The following is a 17,885-nucleotide window of genomic DNA, read 5'->3' as shown; positions in this document are numbered from 1 at the left end:
GTCCGGTCGGCCAAGATAGAGGAGATGCAGGTCGCGCCCAAGAGTTCGACAACAGCCGGACAGGAGCACCGTGCCCCGCTCCGTCGACGCATCCGACACGTCCTGCTCGGTGACGGCCCGATCATTCCCCTTGCGGTATCGCACGGATTGTCGGGCTCTGCCGACGCGTTCGTCACAGTCAGCCTCGCCGGATCATTGTTCTTCAACATCAGCCCAGACGCATCGCGACAGCAGGTGCTGCTGTACCTCCTGGTGACGATGGCGCCGCTTGCGGTATTGGCACCGCTCGTCGGGCCCGCCGTCGACCGATTCCGACGCTCGCAACGTTTCGTCGCGTCGATCTTCTATCTGCTGCGTGCCGTCAGTTGCTTGGCAATGGTCAGCTTCCTCCTCGATCTGACCTTCTATCCACTCGCGCTCATTTTGCTGATCGCGAGCAAGGCCTCAGGCGTGGTCAAACAGACGCTGGTACAGCAGCTGGTCGACGACCCTGACGAACTGGTGGCAACCAACGCGCGGCTGGCGCGCTTGGCGAGCATCACCGCCGCCATTGGCGCTGGCGTCGCCGCCGCGTTACTGACGGTCAGCGGACCAGGCTGGACGCTTCGCATCGGTGCAGTGCTGTTTGCCCTCGCTTCGTTCATTGTCCTGCGGGTCCGAACACCGAAACATGTCATCGTCGCCACCGATGACGTCGAATATGCCGAGACTCACCTTCCCGTGGTGTTCGTCGCGTCGGTCGGCATGGTCGCGATACGCGCCGCCGTCGGATTCTTCTTGTTCACGCTTGCCTTCACGTTGCGACGCGATAGCCAGCCCGCGGTCATCTACGGACTCGCAGCCGCGTGTTACGGGTTCGGGGCGTTCGCCGGTCACACCGTCATCAGCCTGCTTCGCCGGCGGTTCAGCGAACAGCAACTCATTGGGTTGGCAATCGCTGCGCCGGCGGCGTTCACCGCCGTCGGGATACTCGGCGTGTCAACACCATTGCTACTCGTGATCGCTGCGCTCGTCGGCCTGTCCACCACGCTCGGCCGCAATGCCTTCGACAGTCTGTTGCAACGACGGGCACCCGAGGCATTACTCGGCCGCGCCGGCGCGCGATATGAGACGCGGTTCCAGCTCGCCTGGGTCTTCGGAGGCGCGGTCGCCACACCGATCTCCCTCGCCCCAGAGGTGAGCATGATGATCCTCACCGCCATCTATCTCCCAGGTCTCGCAGTGTTCATTCGGGCGCTGCGCGAAGCGGGCCAGTTCGAAGGAGCGTCAGTCGATGCCTTGGCAGGCGCTCGACAGCGAGTGCTCATGGCGCGCCACGCCTGGGAGGCAGAGGAATACCGGACCGCCATCATCGACGCATCCGCCGCGGCCGACCTGGCCCAAACGGTGCACGGACCATTCTTGGACGATGACCGAGACCGCCGCATTCTGCTCGACGAGTTGCGGCGCGCAGCGATCGATCCCAAGCGGCCCGTCTTGCCCGGCGATGCCATTCGTGCGCTGGAAGCCGCCGGTGGCCTACTCGACGGAAAACTCCAGGCCGAGGCCTCGTAAGGACATCGACTCGATGATCCGTCGAATCGGCTACTCGGCTGCGAGGGTCGCCGATGCAACGGTGGCAACGTCGTCGGTGGCCATCACTTCAAGGATCCAAGCGTTGTCGTCGTCGATCGACTGATAGCGCACGATACGGACTTCCACTCTCGCTTGATCGGGTTCGAAGTCGTCAATCAAGATCATGACTCCATCGTCCTTGACAGGCTGATCTTCGAGCGTCTCATCACGGGCATCGCTGGCATGGTCAGCAAAACGAATCACGGCGGCGTCGTCGATGTTGGACACGACGTTGGCCTGCACGCGGACATCGACGGTTTCCCCCGAGCTTGCGGCCAGGTAGATGACCGGCGTCTCCACATTCCCGTCGGCATCGACAACCGGTTCGCTCCGTTCGATTTCCCACCGGACAATCGCGGTGTATCCATTGGTCGGCGTCACGGTGGCCCGCTTGGGTTCGGGGTCAGACGTGCAACCGACGAGCGCGAGTGCGGCGGCCGCCGCGACTGCAAAGCCCCGCGCCCCGCGCCTCGGCCCACTGTCGCGATCAAATATCACTGCCGCACGTTAGGCCAAATCTGCAGTCGGATGAAGCAGGCGCCTCCGATCGCCGAGATCGATCGACCAAATCCAAAGATCGAGCCGATGTCGTATACCGACCCGCAGCTAGTCGAGCAGCGATGCCGTCGAGTACACATCGCGGGCACGTTCTGGCGCCTCGGCCCTCATGCGATCGAATTCACCGCGAGTCAAAGTGTCATGCCAGCTCGTGCGCCGGCCTGAGCATTTGCTGCCAGTTAGTCCTTCGGACAGTTGGACCAACTTAAGATCAGACGCCGGTGAGGTCGAAGTACTCAACCTCGAGCGGCGACTCCAACATTTCTTCCAGCAACTCTCCGAGCCCATTGTCTAGACGCCATCCGACATAGGCCTGATGGTGTTCAACCGAGTCCCACGTTTCGTAGAGGAGAACAGTGCTCGAATCCGGGGAACTCAGGGTTTCGACGGCTTGGCAGCCTTCGTAGGCCCTGGTCTTGACGAGGCCATCTTCGCCGGCAAGCCAATCAATCCAGTCTTGTTTCTTATCTTCCTGGCACCTGAATGTGGCGATAGCGATGATCATGTCCGGTCCTTTGCAGTGTGGTCTTTCAGCATGAGTGCGTGCCGTCAGGCTCTGACCTTAATCGTCAGCGTCCTGCCGGGTTTAATCGTACGGCGAGACCTGGCTAGTGGCCCATTTGAGCCAGCAGAAACGGTTGATTGGTATTGCTGCCGGGTTGGTGGCCCTGTTTCGCTCGCGACCGCGTTCCGTGTTCGCGTCTAAGGCGTCGAAACGCTGCCGCTGGGTACTTGCCCCAGGCGTTTCGTGGCGCGCGATGTAGCGCGTGCGTTAATCGAGTAGTGATGCTGTCGAGTACACACCGCGGGCACGTTCTGGCGCTTCGGCTCTCAAGCGACTCGAATAGCGACGAGGCCCTCCATACTTCCCGTCGTCGGTGCCGACGGTGCCGACTCGAGTAGTTGGAGAATGGTTGCGTCGGGGAGTGCGGAGCGCGCCGCGTCGATCTCGTCGAAGGAACCAGCGTTCGCGCACAGGCCGATCGTGAACGGGATTGGCTCGGCCAGGTTGAAGACCGTCTGTGTAATGCCCGAGGATTCGTGTTGGGCGTCCGCCATCTCGTGGCTCCAGGCGAGCGACGCAGCCCACTGGCGAGGATCAACCTGCCAGGTCGTGACGGCGATGGCACCCGGGGGTTCCCGAAGCGCACCGGCGACGTGAGTAACTCGCGCCATGGAATCATTAGCGGGACCGTCAAGGCGCTCGGCGAGGGATCGCTGCGCTGCCATGAAGTCGGCATCGCCGAGGAGTTGAGCGTTCATCGTCATCAATTCGCTGTGGGTCGAGAACATGTCGGCCACCCACATCCGACCAACCGAGCCGAGCACGACCGTGTACACCGTGGCCTGCCTGCCCGTGATCGAATTGGCTCTCGCTATCAGATCGATCATCTCCGGGGCGGCTTCGGCGGACTGGCCCGGTTTCACCTGGATGTGGCGATTGAACATGAACATGTGTGATCTCCTAGTCGTTGCGGTTGATCATTGAAGAGTAATACACGGGGATTGACCGTTCGACCAGAAAAGCAGTAGCTGCCGGTTTCGCAACCCAATTCGCTCGCAAACACGTTCTCTGTTCGCGTCTAAGGCGTCGAAACGCTGCCGCTGGGTACTTGCCCCAGGCGTTTCGTGGCGCGCGATCTAGCGCGAGCGTTAATCGAGGAGTGAGGCCGTCGAGTACACGCCGCGCCGTTGTTCTGGAGCCTCGGCTCGGATGCGATCGAATTCGCCTCGCGTCATCGTGTCATGCCAGGTAGTGCGTCGGCCCGCACACCCGCTGCCCGAGGGGACATTCTTAGGTGTGCGAGCCCGACGATACGCCCGCTGATAGGCGCGATTTGTTTCCACGCACTCGCTACATCGACACCGATGTGGTGGCTGATAGCGGGCGCGCGAGCCATGTGGAGGAGTGACTGCCACCCCCTTATTCTGCCGTAATCAGAATCAAGTTCCCCCCCAGTTCCCCCCACTCGCAGAATTGGCGTGTCGAGCTGGGCCAGGAAAGTTGGCGCAGTCCGTCAACGGCCCAGAGCAAAACCCTTGCAAACATTGGGCCAAACAGCAAAGAACCCCTCGGCGTGGACCGAAGGGTTCTCCGTGGAGCCTAGGGGAATTGAACCCCTGACCTCTTCCATGCCATGGAAGCGCTCTACCAACTGAGCTAAGGCCCCGCATTGCTGCGGGCGATGACGATAGCGCCCACCACACTTGGTTCAAACGGCCAGCCTCAATCGACCAGCATCCGCTGCAGCTGGCTGGCGGTCACCGCTCCCAGTCGACTTTGGGGACGTCGAGATACAACCGCTCGATCTCGTAGAACTCGCGCTGTTCCTCGTGAAAGACGTGCACGATCACATCGCCGTAGTCGATCAGGATCCACTGCTGCTGATCGCGGCCCTCGTGGCGAACTGGACCGCGACCGAGCTCGCGCTTCACGGTCCATTCGATTTCGTCGGCGACGGTGCGCACGAGGCGCGGGTTCGAGGCACTGCAGACGACGAAGTAGCCGGCGATCGCCAGGACTTCCCCAACCTCGAGGATCAAGATGTCGGTGGCTTTCTTATCGTCGGCCGTCCGCGCCGCGAGCACCGCCAACTGCACATCGGAGTCGTCGTTGGGTTCGGTGTCAGCAATCTGCGGTTCAGCCATCGGTGTCGACGGTAGCGGCGTCATCGGGAGTCGATGCGTTCGGTTCCACGACCTCGACGGCTACAGCTTGCGCCGCCTGTGCGTCGAGATAGCTCGTTCCGAGCCGGACAACAACGTCGATGCCGTCGATGAGTTCCTTGGCGAGGACCACTTCGACCTCTCCAAACGTCGGCGGCCCGAGCTCTTCCATCGCCGCGAAAATTTCCTCGCTCGCCGCCTCAATCCGAGTGACCAGCGGCGCTCCATCTGGACTCGGAGTGGCATCAACCGAGACCACATTGCCATCGAGAAACAACAGCGTGGCGATCGCTTCGAGGGCAATCTCCTGGCGCGAAGCCAGGCCGGAATCGGACGCCGCGAGCTGCGCCGCCGTGATCGGAATTTCGAGCCGGAACACCGGGCCGGGATTCGGCGCTGAAACCCGGGCGGGCGAGATCTGCGCGAACACGAGCACGACATCGCGTCGATCGAGCACGACGAAACTGTCGCTTCCAACGAAAGCCGGCGGAATGATCTGGAGGTCACGGACTTGGACGGGCCCGCTCCACAGTCGGGCGAAAAGTTCATCAACCGTGGCCGACTCTGTTGGCCGGCCGTCACCGTCAAGGGTGACGGGGGCCGAGCTGTTGACAGGAGCGCTGTCGGCAACTCCGGTCCACAGAGCCACGTCAATGGCGTGCTGCGTGCGCTCATCTGCGCCAGCCTCGGTCGCCGTCAGCGCCGCCGCCAGGAGCGGACCATCGAGCCGCTGCTCACCGGCGCCAACGACCACCCGAGCCCCCTGATCATCCGAATCGATGACATCCACACCAACGTCGACGGTCACGGGGATGGTCGGTTCAAGAAGTTCAGTCAGACGATTGGCACCAACGATCTCACCGAACTGCAAGGTGACCGCAACGGTTGCCTCAACCTGTTGGAAAAAACTGGACGGGTCGGCCGAATTCAGCTCACGATTGAGCGGCCGGCGAACCTCGCCGAACAAGGCGGTCGAATCGGCCGTGACCGGGATCGTGACGATCGTGCCGCCCTGACCGGCGGGCAAGAGGGTCGCCACGATGAGCGAGGTCAGACGATTGTCGTCATCGACAACAGCCAGGGCTGCATTGTCCGTCGCTGGCAGCGAGAGAACCGGCCGCGAGTCGACTGCGGCCACCTCACCTTCGGTGGAATTCAGGACAGCGTTCGCCCCAACCGCAGTGAGCCCAGCCGCAGAGACAATGAGAACGGCAGCGACAACGGCACCGATCAGCGTGCGGCGCCGTCGCTCGTCGGCACGGGCGGTCACGAACGATCTGCCCCAGCGAGATCAGGTCGCGCACCGTACAAACCACGTTGCACGATGACGTCCAACACGGGCTCGGTCACCAGGTAATCGAGCGGGCGGCCATCGACAAACCGGGCGCGTAGGTCGGTACTCGACACTTCCAAGCGCGGAACTTCCACCCGAATCCAGTCGACGCCGTCAGGGAGATCGACAGGATCGCCAGGCCGATCGACAACCACCAACCGGGACTGCTGAACCACCTCGTCGTAGCGGGTCCACGTGTGGAGCCCAGCCGCAGCGTCATCGCCGACGATCGTGAACAGTTCTGCGCCGGGATATTCCTGGGCGAGTGTCTGCAACGTGTCGGCGGTGAAGCTATGACCACCGTGGTCGATCTCCGTGCGTCCGGTGACCAGCTGAGCAACATCGTCCACTGCCGCGGCGACCATTGCCAGGCGATCCGCTGCTGGCGTGATCTGCCTGCTGCCTTCCTTCTGCCACGGCACGTTGTTCACCATCAAGATGACGACATCGAGATCAAGAGCATGACGTACGTTCACCGCAGTGACCAAGTGACCCACATGTGGCGGATCGAACGTCCCCCCGAAGAGGCCGATGCGCTGGGCGGCGGGGCGCTGCGTTCCAGGTGGATGCGCGGACGAAGACACGAACCCTGATCGTAGGAGCCGACGAGGCAGGACCACACCATGGGCCCCATACAGACTGTGAGCACAGCATCAGAACCCTCCGATTTGACCAGGGGGTTGACACGTCTGTTACTGTCAGTTGTCCCCCCATATACCCCCCGTTTCCAAGTTTGAGTCAGGTTTCCGCCGGAAACCCCTCTGTCATGGCGATCGTCGCCCCGGTCACAACATCGTCGAACACTGCTGTTTGCGATGTCGTCCCTGATCTGGCCGGTCGCTGTGATGTGCCTCCGGGCACAACTCAAACCGGAATTCCGCACAAAATCGAATGGTTGTAAGAAACATGAATGATTCCATTGGCCTCTACCTCAACGACATCGGCAAGGTGGCGTTGCTCACCGCCGAGGACGAGCGCGAGCTCTCCCGCGTCATCGAGACCGGCCGCGAAGCCGCTGAGCAGCTCGAAGCTGGCAAGAAGGGCGCAGCTCTGAAGCGCCAGGTGCGCGAAGCAGCCAAGGCCAAGGACCGGTTCATCCGTTCCAACCTGCGCCTCGTCGTCTCGATCGCCCGCCGCTACCCCCTGCCCCAGGGCATGGACCTCCTTGACCTCATTCAGGAAGGCAACCTTGGCCTCGAGCACGCCGTCGACAAGTTCGACTGGCGTCGTGGCTTCAAGTTCTCCACCTACGCCACGTTCTGGATCCGCCAGGCCATCGGTCGCGCCCTCGACCAGAAGGCCAGCCTCATCCGCATCCCAGGCGACCGTTCGGCCAGCCTTCGTGCCGCCCTGCGTCAGGCATCGGGCGACGGCGAGACCCTCGACCAGACCAACGCCGAGCTGCACCGTCTGACCACTCCGGTCAGCCTCGACAAGACCGTCGGCGACGATGGCGACGCCACGCTGGGCGACCTGATGGCCAACGGCGACGGAACGCCCGAAGATCATGTGATGACTCTCGTCGACAGCGAACTGCTCGACGAACTGCTGCACACGCTTGATGCTCGCGCCCGCTTCGCTGTCGAAGCCCGCTTCGGCCTCGTCGACGGCGAACGCAAGAGCTTCCGTGAAGTCGGCGAACAGCTCGGTGTCACCGCCGAAGCAGCCCGCCGTTTGGTCAGCCGGGCCGTTGCCGGCCTGCGCGACGATGCCGAGCGCATCCTCGCTGTCTGACCATCGCGACGTGCACATCGCAACCTGAACATCGCAAATCTGAATAGTTGAGTCGAAGTGGCTGGAGAAATCCGGCCGCTTCGCTCGTTTTCGCATGCAGGACTGCGGTTCAGACGACACCGACAAACCACCCGTGTCTGCGGTGAGGACGTCGGTAGCCTGCACAGATGGAATCTCGGGGAACGTGGACACCGTCGTCGTGGCAAGAACGCGCCGTCAAGCAGCAGCCGACGTGGCCCGACCCAGCGGCACTCGAATCATCACTGAAGCAGATCGCGACGCTCCCGCCACTCGTGTTTGCCGGCGAAGCACGCTCGCTGCAAACCGAACTCGGCCGCGTTGCGTCCGGCAACGCATTCTTGCTCCAAGCCGGCGACTGCGCCGAGAGCTTCGAGGACTTCTCGGCCGACAACATTCGGGAGAAACTGCGCGTCATCCTCCAGATGGCCATCATCCTCACCTACTCAGTCGGTGTGCCCATCGTGAAGGTCGGCCGCATGGCTGGACAGTTCGCCAAACCGCGATCGTCCGACTTCGAGACGGTCGGCGGCATCGACATCCCATCGTTCCGCGGCCACATCGTCAACGACGCCACCGCTTCCGAGGCCGCCCGCATCCCCAATCCTGAACGGCTCGTGCAGGCCTACCACCAGTCGGCATCCACGCTGAACCTGCTGCGCGCCTTCACCAAAGGGGGATTCGCCGACCTCAGCCACGTGCACTCCTGGACTCAGGAATTCGTCGCATCGAGCCCTGAGGGACAGCGTTACGAGAAGCTGGCTGCCGAGATCGACCGCGCTTTGTCGTTCATGCGGGCCTGTGGCATCGAGACCGAGGCCAACTCGAACCTCAGCGAGGTCGACGTGTACACCTCCCATGAGGCGCTCATCGTCGGCTACGAAGAGGCGCTGACGCGACGTGATTCGATCACGGGTGACTGGTACGACTGCTCGGCTCACATGCTGTGGATCGGCGAGCGGACACGCGAACTCGACGGCGCGCACGTCGAATTCCTCCGCGGTGTCGGCAACCCCATTGGTTGCAAGGTCGGCCCCACGATGACCGCCGAGGAACTTCTCGAACTCTGCGCCATTCTCAACCCATCGCGCATCCCTGGGCGACTCACACTGATTACTCGCATGGGTGCCGACAAGATCGAAGAAGGCCTGCGCCCATTGCTTCGCGCCGTGGCCGACGCCGGCCACCCCGTCGTGTGGGCATGCGACCCGATGCACGGCAACACCTTCACCGCACCCAGCGGTCGTAAGACTCGTCACTTCGACGACATCGTTCGTGAAATCAGCGGCTTCGTCAGGGCGCATCGCGCAGAGGGCACGTGGCCTGGCGGCATCCACGTCGAACTCACTGGCGAGAACGTCACCGAGTGTTTGGGTGGCGGCGACGAGTTGCTCGATTCCGACCTCGACAGCCGGTACGAGACCGTGTGTGATCCACGACTCAACGCCCGACAGGGCGTCGACCTGGCGTTCCGAGTCGCCGAGCTGATCCAAGACTTCACCTGAGTCGACAGCGGCCCGCTCGATGACCGCTCTCGACCTCTGTGCCGACTGGCCGGTCGACAACGTCTCAGCTGCGGTCATCCAACACGGCTCCGGCCAGTCAGCTATTGCCTCAACGCACGGAGACACAACCCGAGTATTCCGTCTCGCCTCGTTGGCCAAGCCAATGACCTCGTGGGCCGTGCTGATCGCCGCTGAAGAAGGCATCGTCGATCTCGACGAGGAGTTGCCGGAGTCGTTCGCGGGACAGCGCAATTGCACGCTGCGCCATCTCCTCAGTCACGCTGGCGGCTATCCATTCAACGGAAGAACACCGATCGCGGTGCCTGAACGCACGCGGACCTACTCCAACGGCGGCATCGAACTCGCAGCGGCCCTCGTCGAGCAAACCAGTGAGATGACGTTCGCCGACTACCTCCGCCTTGCGGTGTTCGAACCGCTGGGAATGCAGGACAGCGCGTTGCGCGGATCTCCAGCGCATCGCGTCTGGAGCACCGTTGACGACGTCGCCCGGTTTCTGGCCGAAGTGCGTCATCCCTCTCTGGTGAGCGCTGCCACAGCAGCTGAGGCCGTTCGCGTTCAGTACCCGACGTTGGCAGGTATGGTTCCGGGCGTGGGTCGCTATGCGCAGTGCCCCTGGGGCTTGGGGTTCGAGATTCGCGGTGACAAGTCGCCGCATTGGACTGGTGCGCGCAATGCGCCGGGGACCTACGGCCACTTCGGCGGGGCGGGCACGCTGATGTGGACCGATCCCGAGGCCGACGTGTCACTCGTTGCCCTCACCGATCGACCATTCGATGAATGGGACACCGCAGCGCTGCACTATTGGCCCCAACTCGCTGACTTCGTCCTCGAGGAGTTTCAGGGGCAACCATGACCTTGTTTCACCACGGAGATCGAGTTCGGTACGCCACGACGGGCGACGACGGATTCCCTGTGGTGCGTTACGGCTTCGTCGGAGGTGTCACTGGCGAAGCCGGCCCGGTAGTCGTCATGCTCGATGGCGAACTCGGCGGCGATGTAGTCGACGCTGACACACTGGAACCCGTCCACATCCGCAACGTCACGCTCACCCTCGAGGGCACCGACTTGCTCGACGACCCGACGCTGCGTCAGGCACTTGTCAACATGTGGGCTGCCGAGGCCGAATCAGCAGGGTTGCAGATCGCAGCGATGCAACACATCGGCACCGGCGTACGCGATGCAAGCGAAGGGTGGACCATCGCCGAGTTGAGCAGCGCCGGCGAGCGCTACACGCTGCGAGCAGCACGATGCCCGAACACCAACGACGCTGTCTTGGTGCACGCGCAGCAGTAACTCGACCGTTTGCGGATGTCAGTCGTGCACGACGATGTTGCCACCGCTGCCGGGAACAGATGCAAGGGCAGCACCAGCCCGGTGTGCAGTCTCCCTGACCGGTTCGGAGTCGCCTCCTACGGCAACACCGACCGAAACGGTCACATTTGTTCCTGCAAGGAGCGGAGTCGACTCGATGTTCGATCGAATGCGCTCGGCTACAGCTTTTGCGTCCACAGAAGTGGTGGCGGGCAGCAGCACACAGAAGCTCGAGTGCCAGTGGCGGTAGACGACGTCGGTCGTACGCACGGTCGCCATCACGACCCACGCCACTCGCTCGAGCACCTCATCGGCCGACACCTCATCGCGGCGCTTGCCGAAGCGATGAAAGCCATCGATCTCGATCTGCAACGTGGCGGTCGGCAACCCGGACGAATCCACGCCCGCGGCCAGATCGATGTCGAGTTGACGCCGGTTGAATGCACCCGTCACGCGATCGACCATGGAGTTCTCGTCAGATTTCTTGGTGCGTCGGAAACTGATGGCCATACAAACCCATCGACAGAATTCCCGCCACGTTGAGCGACATTCTCTGATTCGTTTGACCGACTCAACGTGTGTCGACGACGCGGAACACTTCAGCGCTGGTGTTCTCGGAGCGGCCACGCTCCGCAGCGATGCTCTTCCACCATGCGCGCACTCGCTCCTCCATTGCGTCAGGGTCGCGATGTTGGCTTTCGTGGCAGCGCAGCGCCCGAATTTTCCGATCGAGCTGAGACGTGATGTCGATGAAATCGTGAGCGTCAGCACCGAGCATCACCCACACTTCGTCGACGGCCCAGTCATCAAGCTCTGCGCACGGCTGACCGGCAAAGGCGAACGGATTGCGAGCATCGGGATAGACCGCGCACATCGTCGCCTCACCGGTGGCGATGTGGTCTGGGTGCGAGCCATACGTCGAGTCGAGGTTCCGCACCGGGTTCTGGGTGATGACCACCTGCGGGCGAACCTCCCGAATCGCTGCGCTGATGTCGTGGCGCAACTGCATATCGGCGACCGCCTCACCGTCCATGTGACCCAGAAATATGAGGCGCGTGACTCCAACCTCAGCAGCAGCCTTGGTCTGCTCCTCGCGCCGGATCGCTGCCATCTCGGTGCGCGGAATCGAGTGGTCGAACCCCCCCGCTTGTCCGTCAGTGACAAGGCAGTAGACGACCTCAATCCCGGCGTCGGTCATGTTGGCGACAGTGCCCGCAGCGCCAAAGTCGACATCGTCAGGATGTGCGGTGACGACCAGAACACGTTCGATCTCGGAGAAGTCCATCATTCGACCCATTGAACCATCCCGATGTACGACATGACCCCGACAGCTCGACATCTCTACAGTGCTGAACATGACGTTGCATGCCGCCGACATCTCGCTCGACCAGATTGATCTCTCTGATATGGAATTCTGGGCAGGCTCCCGAGACGTCCGCGAGGCAACATTCCAGGCACTCCGCGACACGCCAGACCTGCAGCACTTCGAAGAACGCGTGATCGACGACAGCCCGTTCCCACCCGGCGCCGGTTACTACGCACTCACCCGCCACGAGGATATTTGGGCAGTCAGCCGGAACGCCACGGCCTTCTGCTCGGGCCAGGGTTCGAACATTGGCGACCTTCCACCCGACATGAATGAGTTCTTCGGGTCGATGATCAACATGGACGACCCGAAGCATTTCCGATTGCGCTCGATCGTGTCGAAGGGGTTCGCTCCAAAGGAAGTGGCCCGAGTCGACGGTCTTGTCGTCGACAAGGCCAAGGTCATCGTTGACCGCATTCAAGAACAGTTCCCTGACAAGCAGTGCGACTTCGTCGAGCACATCGCGGCGGCGCTTCCCCTTGAGATCATCTGCGACATGATGGGCATTCCGTCCGAGGACTACTCGAAGATCTTCGGCTGGACCAACACCATTCTCGGCGTCGGTGACCCCGACTTCGTCACCTCGTACGACGACCTGATGACCCACTCGCTGGAGATGTTTACCTATGCCCAGACACTGGGCGAGGATCGGCGAGCCAACCCCCAAGACGACATCACCTCGGTCATGATGACCGCCGAAGTCGATGGCGAGCAACTCACCCCGCAGGAGTTCGGGTCGTTCTTTATTCTCCTTGTGGTGGCCGGTAACGAAACCACCCGGAATGCGATCAGTCACGGGATGAAGGCCCTCACCGACAATCCGGAACAACGCGAGATTCTGTACGGCGGGTACGACACCCATGCCAAGACTGCCGTCGAGGAGATGGTTCGGTACGCCTCACCGGTGATCCACTTCCGGCGCACCGCCACCAAGGACACCGAGATCAACGGTTTCCCCATCAAGGCTGGCGACAAGGTGGTCATGTTCTACAACTCCGGCAACCGCGACGACCGGGTGTTCGACAACCCTCATCAGTTCGACGTTCGGCGGCCGATGCAGCCGGCCCAGGTCGGCTTTGGCGCTGGAGGCCCTCACTTTTGCCTCGGTGCCAACCTGGCACGACGCGAGATGACCGTGATGTTCGACGAGATTCGCCGTCGGCTGCCCACACTGCGGATCGTCGGCGAACCCGCCTACTTGCAGAGCAACTTCATCAACGGCATCAAGCGGCTTGACTGTGCCTGGGATTGAGCCTCGCCTCGAGGGCCGTGCGGCGCTCGTTCAGCAACTGACGATCATCGGCTGGCTGTTTCTCGGTGGCGAGTTCGGCTTCATCCTCTTTCAGATGGAACGAGTCCGCACGGTCGACGGCACTCGGTTCGCCACCGCGTGGGACCAGCGCGTCGAGGTGCTGAGCTTCATCATGTTGCCACCCAATCTCATCGCGCTGGTTCCAGCCGCCGCCGTCGCCGCGGTGACCGTCTTCCTTGCGGGACCGCGACGTTCGCCGTGGCTCGACGTCTTACTGCGGGTGACCGCAGGCATTGCCATCACCCTGATCGGGGTCGGTATCGCGGCCATCGTTGAAGTGGCCACGCGCAATGGCGACGTCGATTTCGACTCAATCTTCCTCCGTCTGGGCGGCATGTCGATCGCGGCGGGCATCGCCTGGTTGTGCCGGATTGCCGACCTCGGCATCGGCGCAGAAAGCAGCGACGCGCACCACGCTTGAGTGGGGCCGGTCAGTCGCCAAGCCCGCCGGTCCGGAAGTGGTTCCTGCACAGCAGTTCGTACCGCACTGAGTCACCGAACAACGGCTGCGCATCAGAGTCGTCAGTGTCGCCCACCACCACGGTGTCACCTTCGTACACGATGACGCCGTTGACGACGCGGGAGTTGTGCGTTGCCCGTGCCCCGCACCAGCAGCGCGCCTCAACTTGGAGCGGGCTGTGCTCGTCGGCGAGTTCAAGCATCCGCTTCGAGCCTTCGAAGAGTCGGCCACGAAAGTCCGTGAGGAGTCCAAAGGCGTAGACGTCGACTTCGAGGTCGTCGACCACGCGGGCCAACTGTTCGCACTGGGCCTCGCTGTAAAACTGGGCTTCGTCGCAGATCAAGTAGTGGATCGGCCAATTGTCCACAGCGAGCGCGTACAGATCCAGGTCGGGAGCGACGTCGATCGCCGGCGCGGCGACACCGAGCCGACTGGTGACTTGATTGCCTTCGCGATCCAATGTGGTGAGCAAGAGTCCGTAGAGCTGCCGATTGGAAAGGTTGTGGTGGATCTGCAGGGCCACGGTGCTCTTGCCCGAGCCCATGGTGCCGAAGCTAAACCGCAACGTCGCCATCAGTCGTCGCCTTCACCATTGTTCGCGCCGCCGCTGTCCGGATCGACGCGAGCCGGGCCGTTGATCCCCCCGACGGGTGTCGGGTCGTTGCCGTCATCGCTGCTGCTACACGCGGCTATCGAGCCAACCGCCAACACTCCAGCGGCGAGTCGGATGCATACATGCTTCATCTCTCCGACACTACGACGCGCGCCCCGCCACGCCTTGCCACCGATGCCTGAGTCACAGCGACCTCCAGTCCGCTTTGAAGTCAGCAATCCAGAAACCGACCGGCGGGTACCCCCGATTGGAGGCGCCACCGGCTACCGTCAAACATCATCAGTCCCGGCAACGGTGCTGGGGCGCTGAGGGCGGACGTTGGGGGCAACGGTTCGCCCACACACCCTTGGGGAAGACATATGACCGACACGATCGATCGGCCTCAGGCCGACGGAGATCGCGTACTCGACCACCTCATCGTCCGGTTCGCGGGCGACTCTGGCGACGGCATGCAGCTCACGGGCGACCGTTTTACATCAGTGAGCGCTTCGTTCGGCAATGACCTGTCGACAATGCCCGACTTTCCCGCAGAGATCCGAGCGCCGGCCGGCACCGTCAACGGCGTCTCGGCGTTCCAAGTCAACATCGCCGACCACGACATCACCACCCCAGGTGATGACCCCAACGTGTTGGTGGCCATGAACCCCGCCGCGCTCAAGGCTGACCTGCATCGCCTCGAGCCGGGCGGCACGGTCATCGTCAACGAAGATGCCTTCGAGGAACGCAACCTCGAAAAGGCCGGTTATCTCGACGCCGGGGGCACACCGGTCAACCCGCTCGACGACAACACCCTGAACGGGTACCGCGTGTTGAAGGTTCCCATGTCGAGCCTCACCAAGAAAGTGTGTGAGCCGCTCGGGGTCAAGCCCCGCGACGCCGAACGATCGAAGAACTTCTTCGCCCTCGGACTTGTCTCATGGATGTATACGCGTCCAACCGAGCCGACCGAGGAATGGATTCACGAAAAGTTCGGCAAGAACGAAAAGGTTGCCGCGGCCAACAAGGCAGCGTTCCAAGCCGGATTCAATTTCGGAGAGACCACTGAAGCGGTTGGTCACCGTTTCGAAGTGCGGCCAGCCCAGCTGCCCGCTGGCGAGTACACGAGCATCACAGGCAACACAGCGCTGTCGTGGGGACTCATCGCCGCGGGTCAGCAAGCCGACCTCCCGCTCACGCTCGGCTCGTACCCGATCACACCAGCAAGTGACATCCTCCACGAACTCTCGAAGCACAAACACTTTGGCATTCGTACCGTCCAAGCCGAAGACGAAATCGCGGCCGTCGGTGTCGCGCTTGGCGCTGCATTCGCCGGGCATCTGGCGGTCACGACCACCAGCGGTCCCGGTGTGGCGCTCAAGAGCGAGACGATCTCCCTGGCATTCGCCATCGAATTGCCACTCATCATCGTCGACATCCAACGCGGCGGGCCGTCCACCGGCCTTCCCACAAAGACCGAGGCCTCCGATCTCAACATTGCGCTGTACGGCCGACATGGCGAAGCACCCCTTCCAGTGGTTGCGTCGTACAGCCCGGCGCAGTGCTTCCACGCCGCCATCGAGGCGGCCCGCATTGCGCTGAAGTACCGGACGCCGGTGATGTTGCTCAGCGACGGCTACCTCGCCAACGGGTCCGAGCCCTGGAAGCTGCCGGACCTCGCGTCGCTCCCCGACATCTCGGTGCCATTCGCTGACGGGCCAAACCATGTTGAGGACAATGGCGAAGAAACGTTCTGGCCGTACAAGCGCGACGAGAACCTCGCCCGACCCTGGGCAATCCCCGGCACACCGGGTCTCATGCACCGCGTCGGCGGGCTTGAAAAAGCCGACGGCACGGGCAACATCGACTACACCCCGGAAAACCACGAAAAGATGGTGCACCTCAGAGCCGCAAAGATCGCGCAGATCGCGATGGACATCCCGCTTGCCGAAGTCCACGGCGACGACGATGCTGACGTGCTGGTCGTCGGATGGGGGTCCACCTGGGCAGCCATCGATGCAGCAGTGCAGCGTCGGCGACGAGCCGGCGTGAAAGTGGCCTCAACGCACCTCACACACCTCAGCCCGCTCCCGCCCAACTTGGGCGACATCCTCGGCCGCTACCGCAAGGTGTTGGTCCCGGAACTGAACATGGGCCAGCTCACCGCTCTCCTCCGCTCGACCTACCTCGTCGACGCTCGGGCGGTCACCAAGGTTCAAGGATTGCCGTTCAAATCTCGAGAAATCGAAGCAGCCATCGACGAGGCGCTCGACAGTCTCGGCGACTCAGCAAAGGGAGATGCGTCATGAGTACCGCACAGGTGGCCGTCACGACGAAGAGCGACTGGACCAGCGACCAGGAGGTCCGCTGGTGTCCGGGTTGCGGCGATTACGGCATCCTCCTCGCCGTCCAGACGCTCATGCCCGAGCTCGGCGTGAACCCCGAAAACACGGTGTTCATCTCGGGCATCGGCTGCTCCAGTCGTTTCCCGTACTACATGAACACCTACGGCATGCACTCGATCCACGGTCGGGCCCCGGCGATCGCGACCGGCGTTGCTACCGCACGTCCCGACCTCGACGTGTGGGTGATCACCGGTGATGGCGATGGCCTGTCGATCGGCGGCAACCATCTGATTCACGCGCTGCGCCGCAACGTGAACCTGAACATCCTGTTGTTCAACAACAGGATCTACGGCCTGACGAAGGGCCAGTACTCCCCCACATCCGAGGTCGGCAAGGTCACCAAGTCGACACCGATGGGGTCGGTTGACTCCCCGTTCAACCCGCTGTCAGTGGCGCTCGGGGCCGAGGCAGGTTTCGTTGCCCGCACCCACGACCTCGATCGCAAACACATGATGGAAACGTTCCGCGCTGCGCATGACCACCAGGGAGCGTCCTTCGTCGAGATCTACCAGAACTGCAACGTGTTCAACGATGGCCAGTTCAACGACATCACCAAGAAGAATGCACGCGACGAGATGATGATCAACTTGGTGCATGGCGAGCCGATCACCTTCGGCGCCGACCAACAGCGGGGCGTCGTGATGGGATCCGACGGGCAGCTGCGACTCGTCGAACTTGCTGACGTCTCGCCCGACGCCGTTCTGGTCCACGATGCGCACCGCCACGATTCGTCGCTGGCATTCGCTCTCGCCCGGCTCAACACCGACGATGCATCGCCGACCCCATTCGGCGTGTTCCGCAATGTGGAGCGCCAGGAGTACGCCTCGGCCGTCGCTGATCAGGTGATGGCTGCGAGCGAAGCCAAGGGCCCGGGCAACCTCCAAGACCTACTGCGCTCGAACGGGACCTGGCACGTCTGACCAACGCCGGGTCCGCAGATCCCGGTCACTCATCGAAGGCGTGCTCCTTGACCGCCTCCCAGCGGTACGGTC

General features: G+C 62.5%; 19 protein-coding genes and 1 tRNA gene. 9 read left to right on the top strand and 11 right to left on the bottom strand.

Annotated elements, in window-relative coordinates; translation table 11 throughout:
* Window positions 1-24 precede the first annotated feature (24 nt).
* Window positions 25-1,554 carry an MFS transporter gene (locus tag ACH2DW_RS01415; RefSeq protein WP_394927923.1) on the top strand — a complete coding sequence of 510 codons (1,530 nt, stop codon included), beginning with the start codon at window positions 25-27 and terminating at the stop codon, window positions 1,552-1,554.
* Window positions 1,555-1,584: 30 nt separating this feature from the next.
* On the opposite strand, the gene ACH2DW_RS01410 is transcribed toward ACH2DW_RS01415, so the two are convergent.
* From ACH2DW_RS01410 to nadD, 7 genes are all read right to left on the bottom strand, one after another.
* On the bottom strand, window positions 1,585-2,112 hold the full coding sequence (locus ACH2DW_RS01410) for a hypothetical protein (RefSeq protein WP_394927922.1): 528 nt from the start codon (window positions 2,110-2,112) through the stop codon (window positions 1,585-1,587).
* Window positions 2,113-2,383: 271 nt separating this feature from the next.
* Complete coding sequence (locus ACH2DW_RS01405; protein ID WP_394927921.1) at window positions 2,384-2,677, bottom strand: putative quinol monooxygenase; 294 nt, start codon at window positions 2,675-2,677, stop codon at window positions 2,384-2,386.
* Between the two features lie 326 nt (window positions 2,678-3,003).
* Window positions 3,004-3,627, bottom strand: a complete 624-nt coding sequence (locus ACH2DW_RS01400) for a hypothetical protein (RefSeq protein ID WP_394927920.1) — start codon at window positions 3,625-3,627, stop codon at window positions 3,004-3,006.
* 643 nt (window positions 3,628-4,270) lie between these two features.
* Window positions 4,271-4,343 (bottom strand) — tRNA-Ala (locus ACH2DW_RS01395).
* Between the two features lie 91 nt (window positions 4,344-4,434).
* On the bottom strand, window positions 4,435-4,821 hold the full coding sequence (gene rsfS, locus ACH2DW_RS01390) for a ribosome silencing factor (protein WP_394927919.1): 387 nt from the start codon (window positions 4,819-4,821) through the stop codon (window positions 4,435-4,437).
* Window positions 4,814-6,109 carry a hypothetical protein gene (locus ACH2DW_RS01385; protein ID WP_394927918.1) on the bottom strand — a complete coding sequence of 432 codons (1,296 nt, stop codon included), beginning with the start codon at window positions 6,107-6,109 and terminating at the stop codon, window positions 4,814-4,816. Before ACH2DW_RS01385 ends, rsfS begins: the two co-directional genes overlap by 8 nt.
* Window positions 6,106-6,756, bottom strand: coding sequence for a nicotinate-nucleotide adenylyltransferase (gene nadD / locus ACH2DW_RS01380; protein ID WP_394927917.1), 651 nt, complete (start codon window positions 6,754-6,756; stop codon window positions 6,106-6,108). Before nadD ends, ACH2DW_RS01385 begins: the two co-directional genes overlap by 4 nt.
* 322 nt (window positions 6,757-7,078) lie before the next feature.
* Here nadD and ACH2DW_RS01375 point away from each other — a divergent pair, with 322 nt between their 5' ends.
* From ACH2DW_RS01375 to ACH2DW_RS01360, 4 genes are all read left to right on the top strand, one after another.
* Window positions 7,079-7,906, top strand: coding sequence for an RNA polymerase sigma factor RpoD/SigA (locus ACH2DW_RS01375; RefSeq protein WP_394927916.1), 828 nt, complete (start codon window positions 7,079-7,081; stop codon window positions 7,904-7,906).
* 167 nt (window positions 7,907-8,073) lie between these two features.
* A complete protein-coding gene (locus ACH2DW_RS01370) occupies window positions 8,074-9,429 on the top strand; it encodes a class II 3-deoxy-7-phosphoheptulonate synthase (RefSeq protein WP_394927915.1) in 1,356 nt (451 codons plus the stop codon).
* A 19-nt stretch (window positions 9,430-9,448) separates the two neighbouring features.
* Window positions 9,449-10,303 carry a serine hydrolase domain-containing protein gene (locus tag ACH2DW_RS01365; RefSeq protein ID WP_394927914.1) on the top strand — a complete coding sequence of 285 codons (855 nt, stop codon included), beginning with the start codon at window positions 9,449-9,451 and terminating at the stop codon, window positions 10,301-10,303.
* Window positions 10,300-10,743 (top strand): hypothetical protein, encoded by a 444-nt coding sequence (locus ACH2DW_RS01360; protein WP_394927913.1) that lies wholly within the window; start codon window positions 10,300-10,302, stop codon window positions 10,741-10,743. The genes ACH2DW_RS01365 and ACH2DW_RS01360 overlap by 4 nt, the downstream gene beginning before the upstream one ends.
* A gap of 18 nt (window positions 10,744-10,761) precedes the next feature.
* On the opposite strand, the gene ACH2DW_RS01355 is transcribed toward ACH2DW_RS01360, so the two are convergent.
* Window positions 10,762-11,271 (bottom strand): GGDEF domain-containing protein, encoded by a 510-nt coding sequence (locus tag ACH2DW_RS01355; RefSeq protein ID WP_394927912.1) that lies wholly within the window; start codon window positions 11,269-11,271, stop codon window positions 10,762-10,764.
* Between the two features lie 61 nt (window positions 11,272-11,332).
* Window positions 11,333-12,058: a PIG-L deacetylase family protein gene (locus tag ACH2DW_RS01350; RefSeq protein ID WP_394927911.1), complete on the bottom strand. Its 726-nt coding sequence runs from the start codon at window positions 12,056-12,058 to the stop codon at window positions 11,333-11,335.
* Between the two features lie 58 nt (window positions 12,059-12,116).
* Between ACH2DW_RS01350 and ACH2DW_RS01345 the strand changes: the two genes are divergently transcribed.
* Complete coding sequence (locus ACH2DW_RS01345; protein WP_394927910.1) at window positions 12,117-13,379, top strand: cytochrome P450; 1,263 nt, start codon at window positions 12,117-12,119, stop codon at window positions 13,377-13,379.
* Window positions 13,366-13,860, top strand: coding sequence for a hypothetical protein (locus ACH2DW_RS01340; RefSeq protein WP_394927909.1), 495 nt, complete (start codon window positions 13,366-13,368; stop codon window positions 13,858-13,860). The genes ACH2DW_RS01345 and ACH2DW_RS01340 overlap by 14 nt, the downstream gene beginning before the upstream one ends.
* A gap of 10 nt (window positions 13,861-13,870) precedes the next feature.
* Here ACH2DW_RS01340 and ACH2DW_RS01335 read toward each other — a convergent pair whose 3' ends face one another.
* Both ACH2DW_RS01335 and ACH2DW_RS01330 read right to left on the bottom strand, forming a co-directional pair.
* The gene (locus ACH2DW_RS01335; RefSeq protein WP_394927908.1) at window positions 13,871-14,473 is read right to left on the bottom strand and encodes a thymidine kinase; all 603 of its coding nucleotides are present in this window, start codon (window positions 14,471-14,473) and stop codon (window positions 13,871-13,873) included.
* The gene (locus tag ACH2DW_RS01330; RefSeq protein ID WP_394927907.1) at window positions 14,473-14,643 is read right to left on the bottom strand and encodes a hypothetical protein; all 171 of its coding nucleotides are present in this window, start codon (window positions 14,641-14,643) and stop codon (window positions 14,473-14,475) included. Before ACH2DW_RS01330 ends, ACH2DW_RS01335 begins: the two co-directional genes overlap by 1 nt.
* A 228-nt stretch (window positions 14,644-14,871) precedes the next feature.
* Here ACH2DW_RS01330 and ACH2DW_RS01325 point away from each other — a divergent pair, with 228 nt between their 5' ends.
* Both ACH2DW_RS01325 and ACH2DW_RS01320 read left to right on the top strand, forming a co-directional pair.
* Window positions 14,872-16,797, top strand: coding sequence for a 2-oxoacid:acceptor oxidoreductase subunit alpha (locus ACH2DW_RS01325; protein ID WP_394927906.1), 1,926 nt, complete (start codon window positions 14,872-14,874; stop codon window positions 16,795-16,797).
* Window positions 16,794-17,813 (top strand): 2-oxoacid:ferredoxin oxidoreductase subunit beta, encoded by a 1,020-nt coding sequence (locus ACH2DW_RS01320; RefSeq protein ID WP_394927905.1) that lies wholly within the window; start codon window positions 16,794-16,796, stop codon window positions 17,811-17,813. Before ACH2DW_RS01325 ends, ACH2DW_RS01320 begins: the two co-directional genes overlap by 4 nt.
* Window positions 17,814-17,885: the final 72 nt, after the last annotated feature.

It is taken from the genome of uncultured Ilumatobacter sp., from assembly GCF_963980585.1.
GTDB lineage: Bacteria > Actinomycetota > Acidimicrobiia > Acidimicrobiales > Ilumatobacteraceae > Ilumatobacter_A.
The sequence above is the reverse complement of the archived record's forward strand: the minus strand, read 5'-3'. Positions and strand labels throughout refer to the sequence as shown.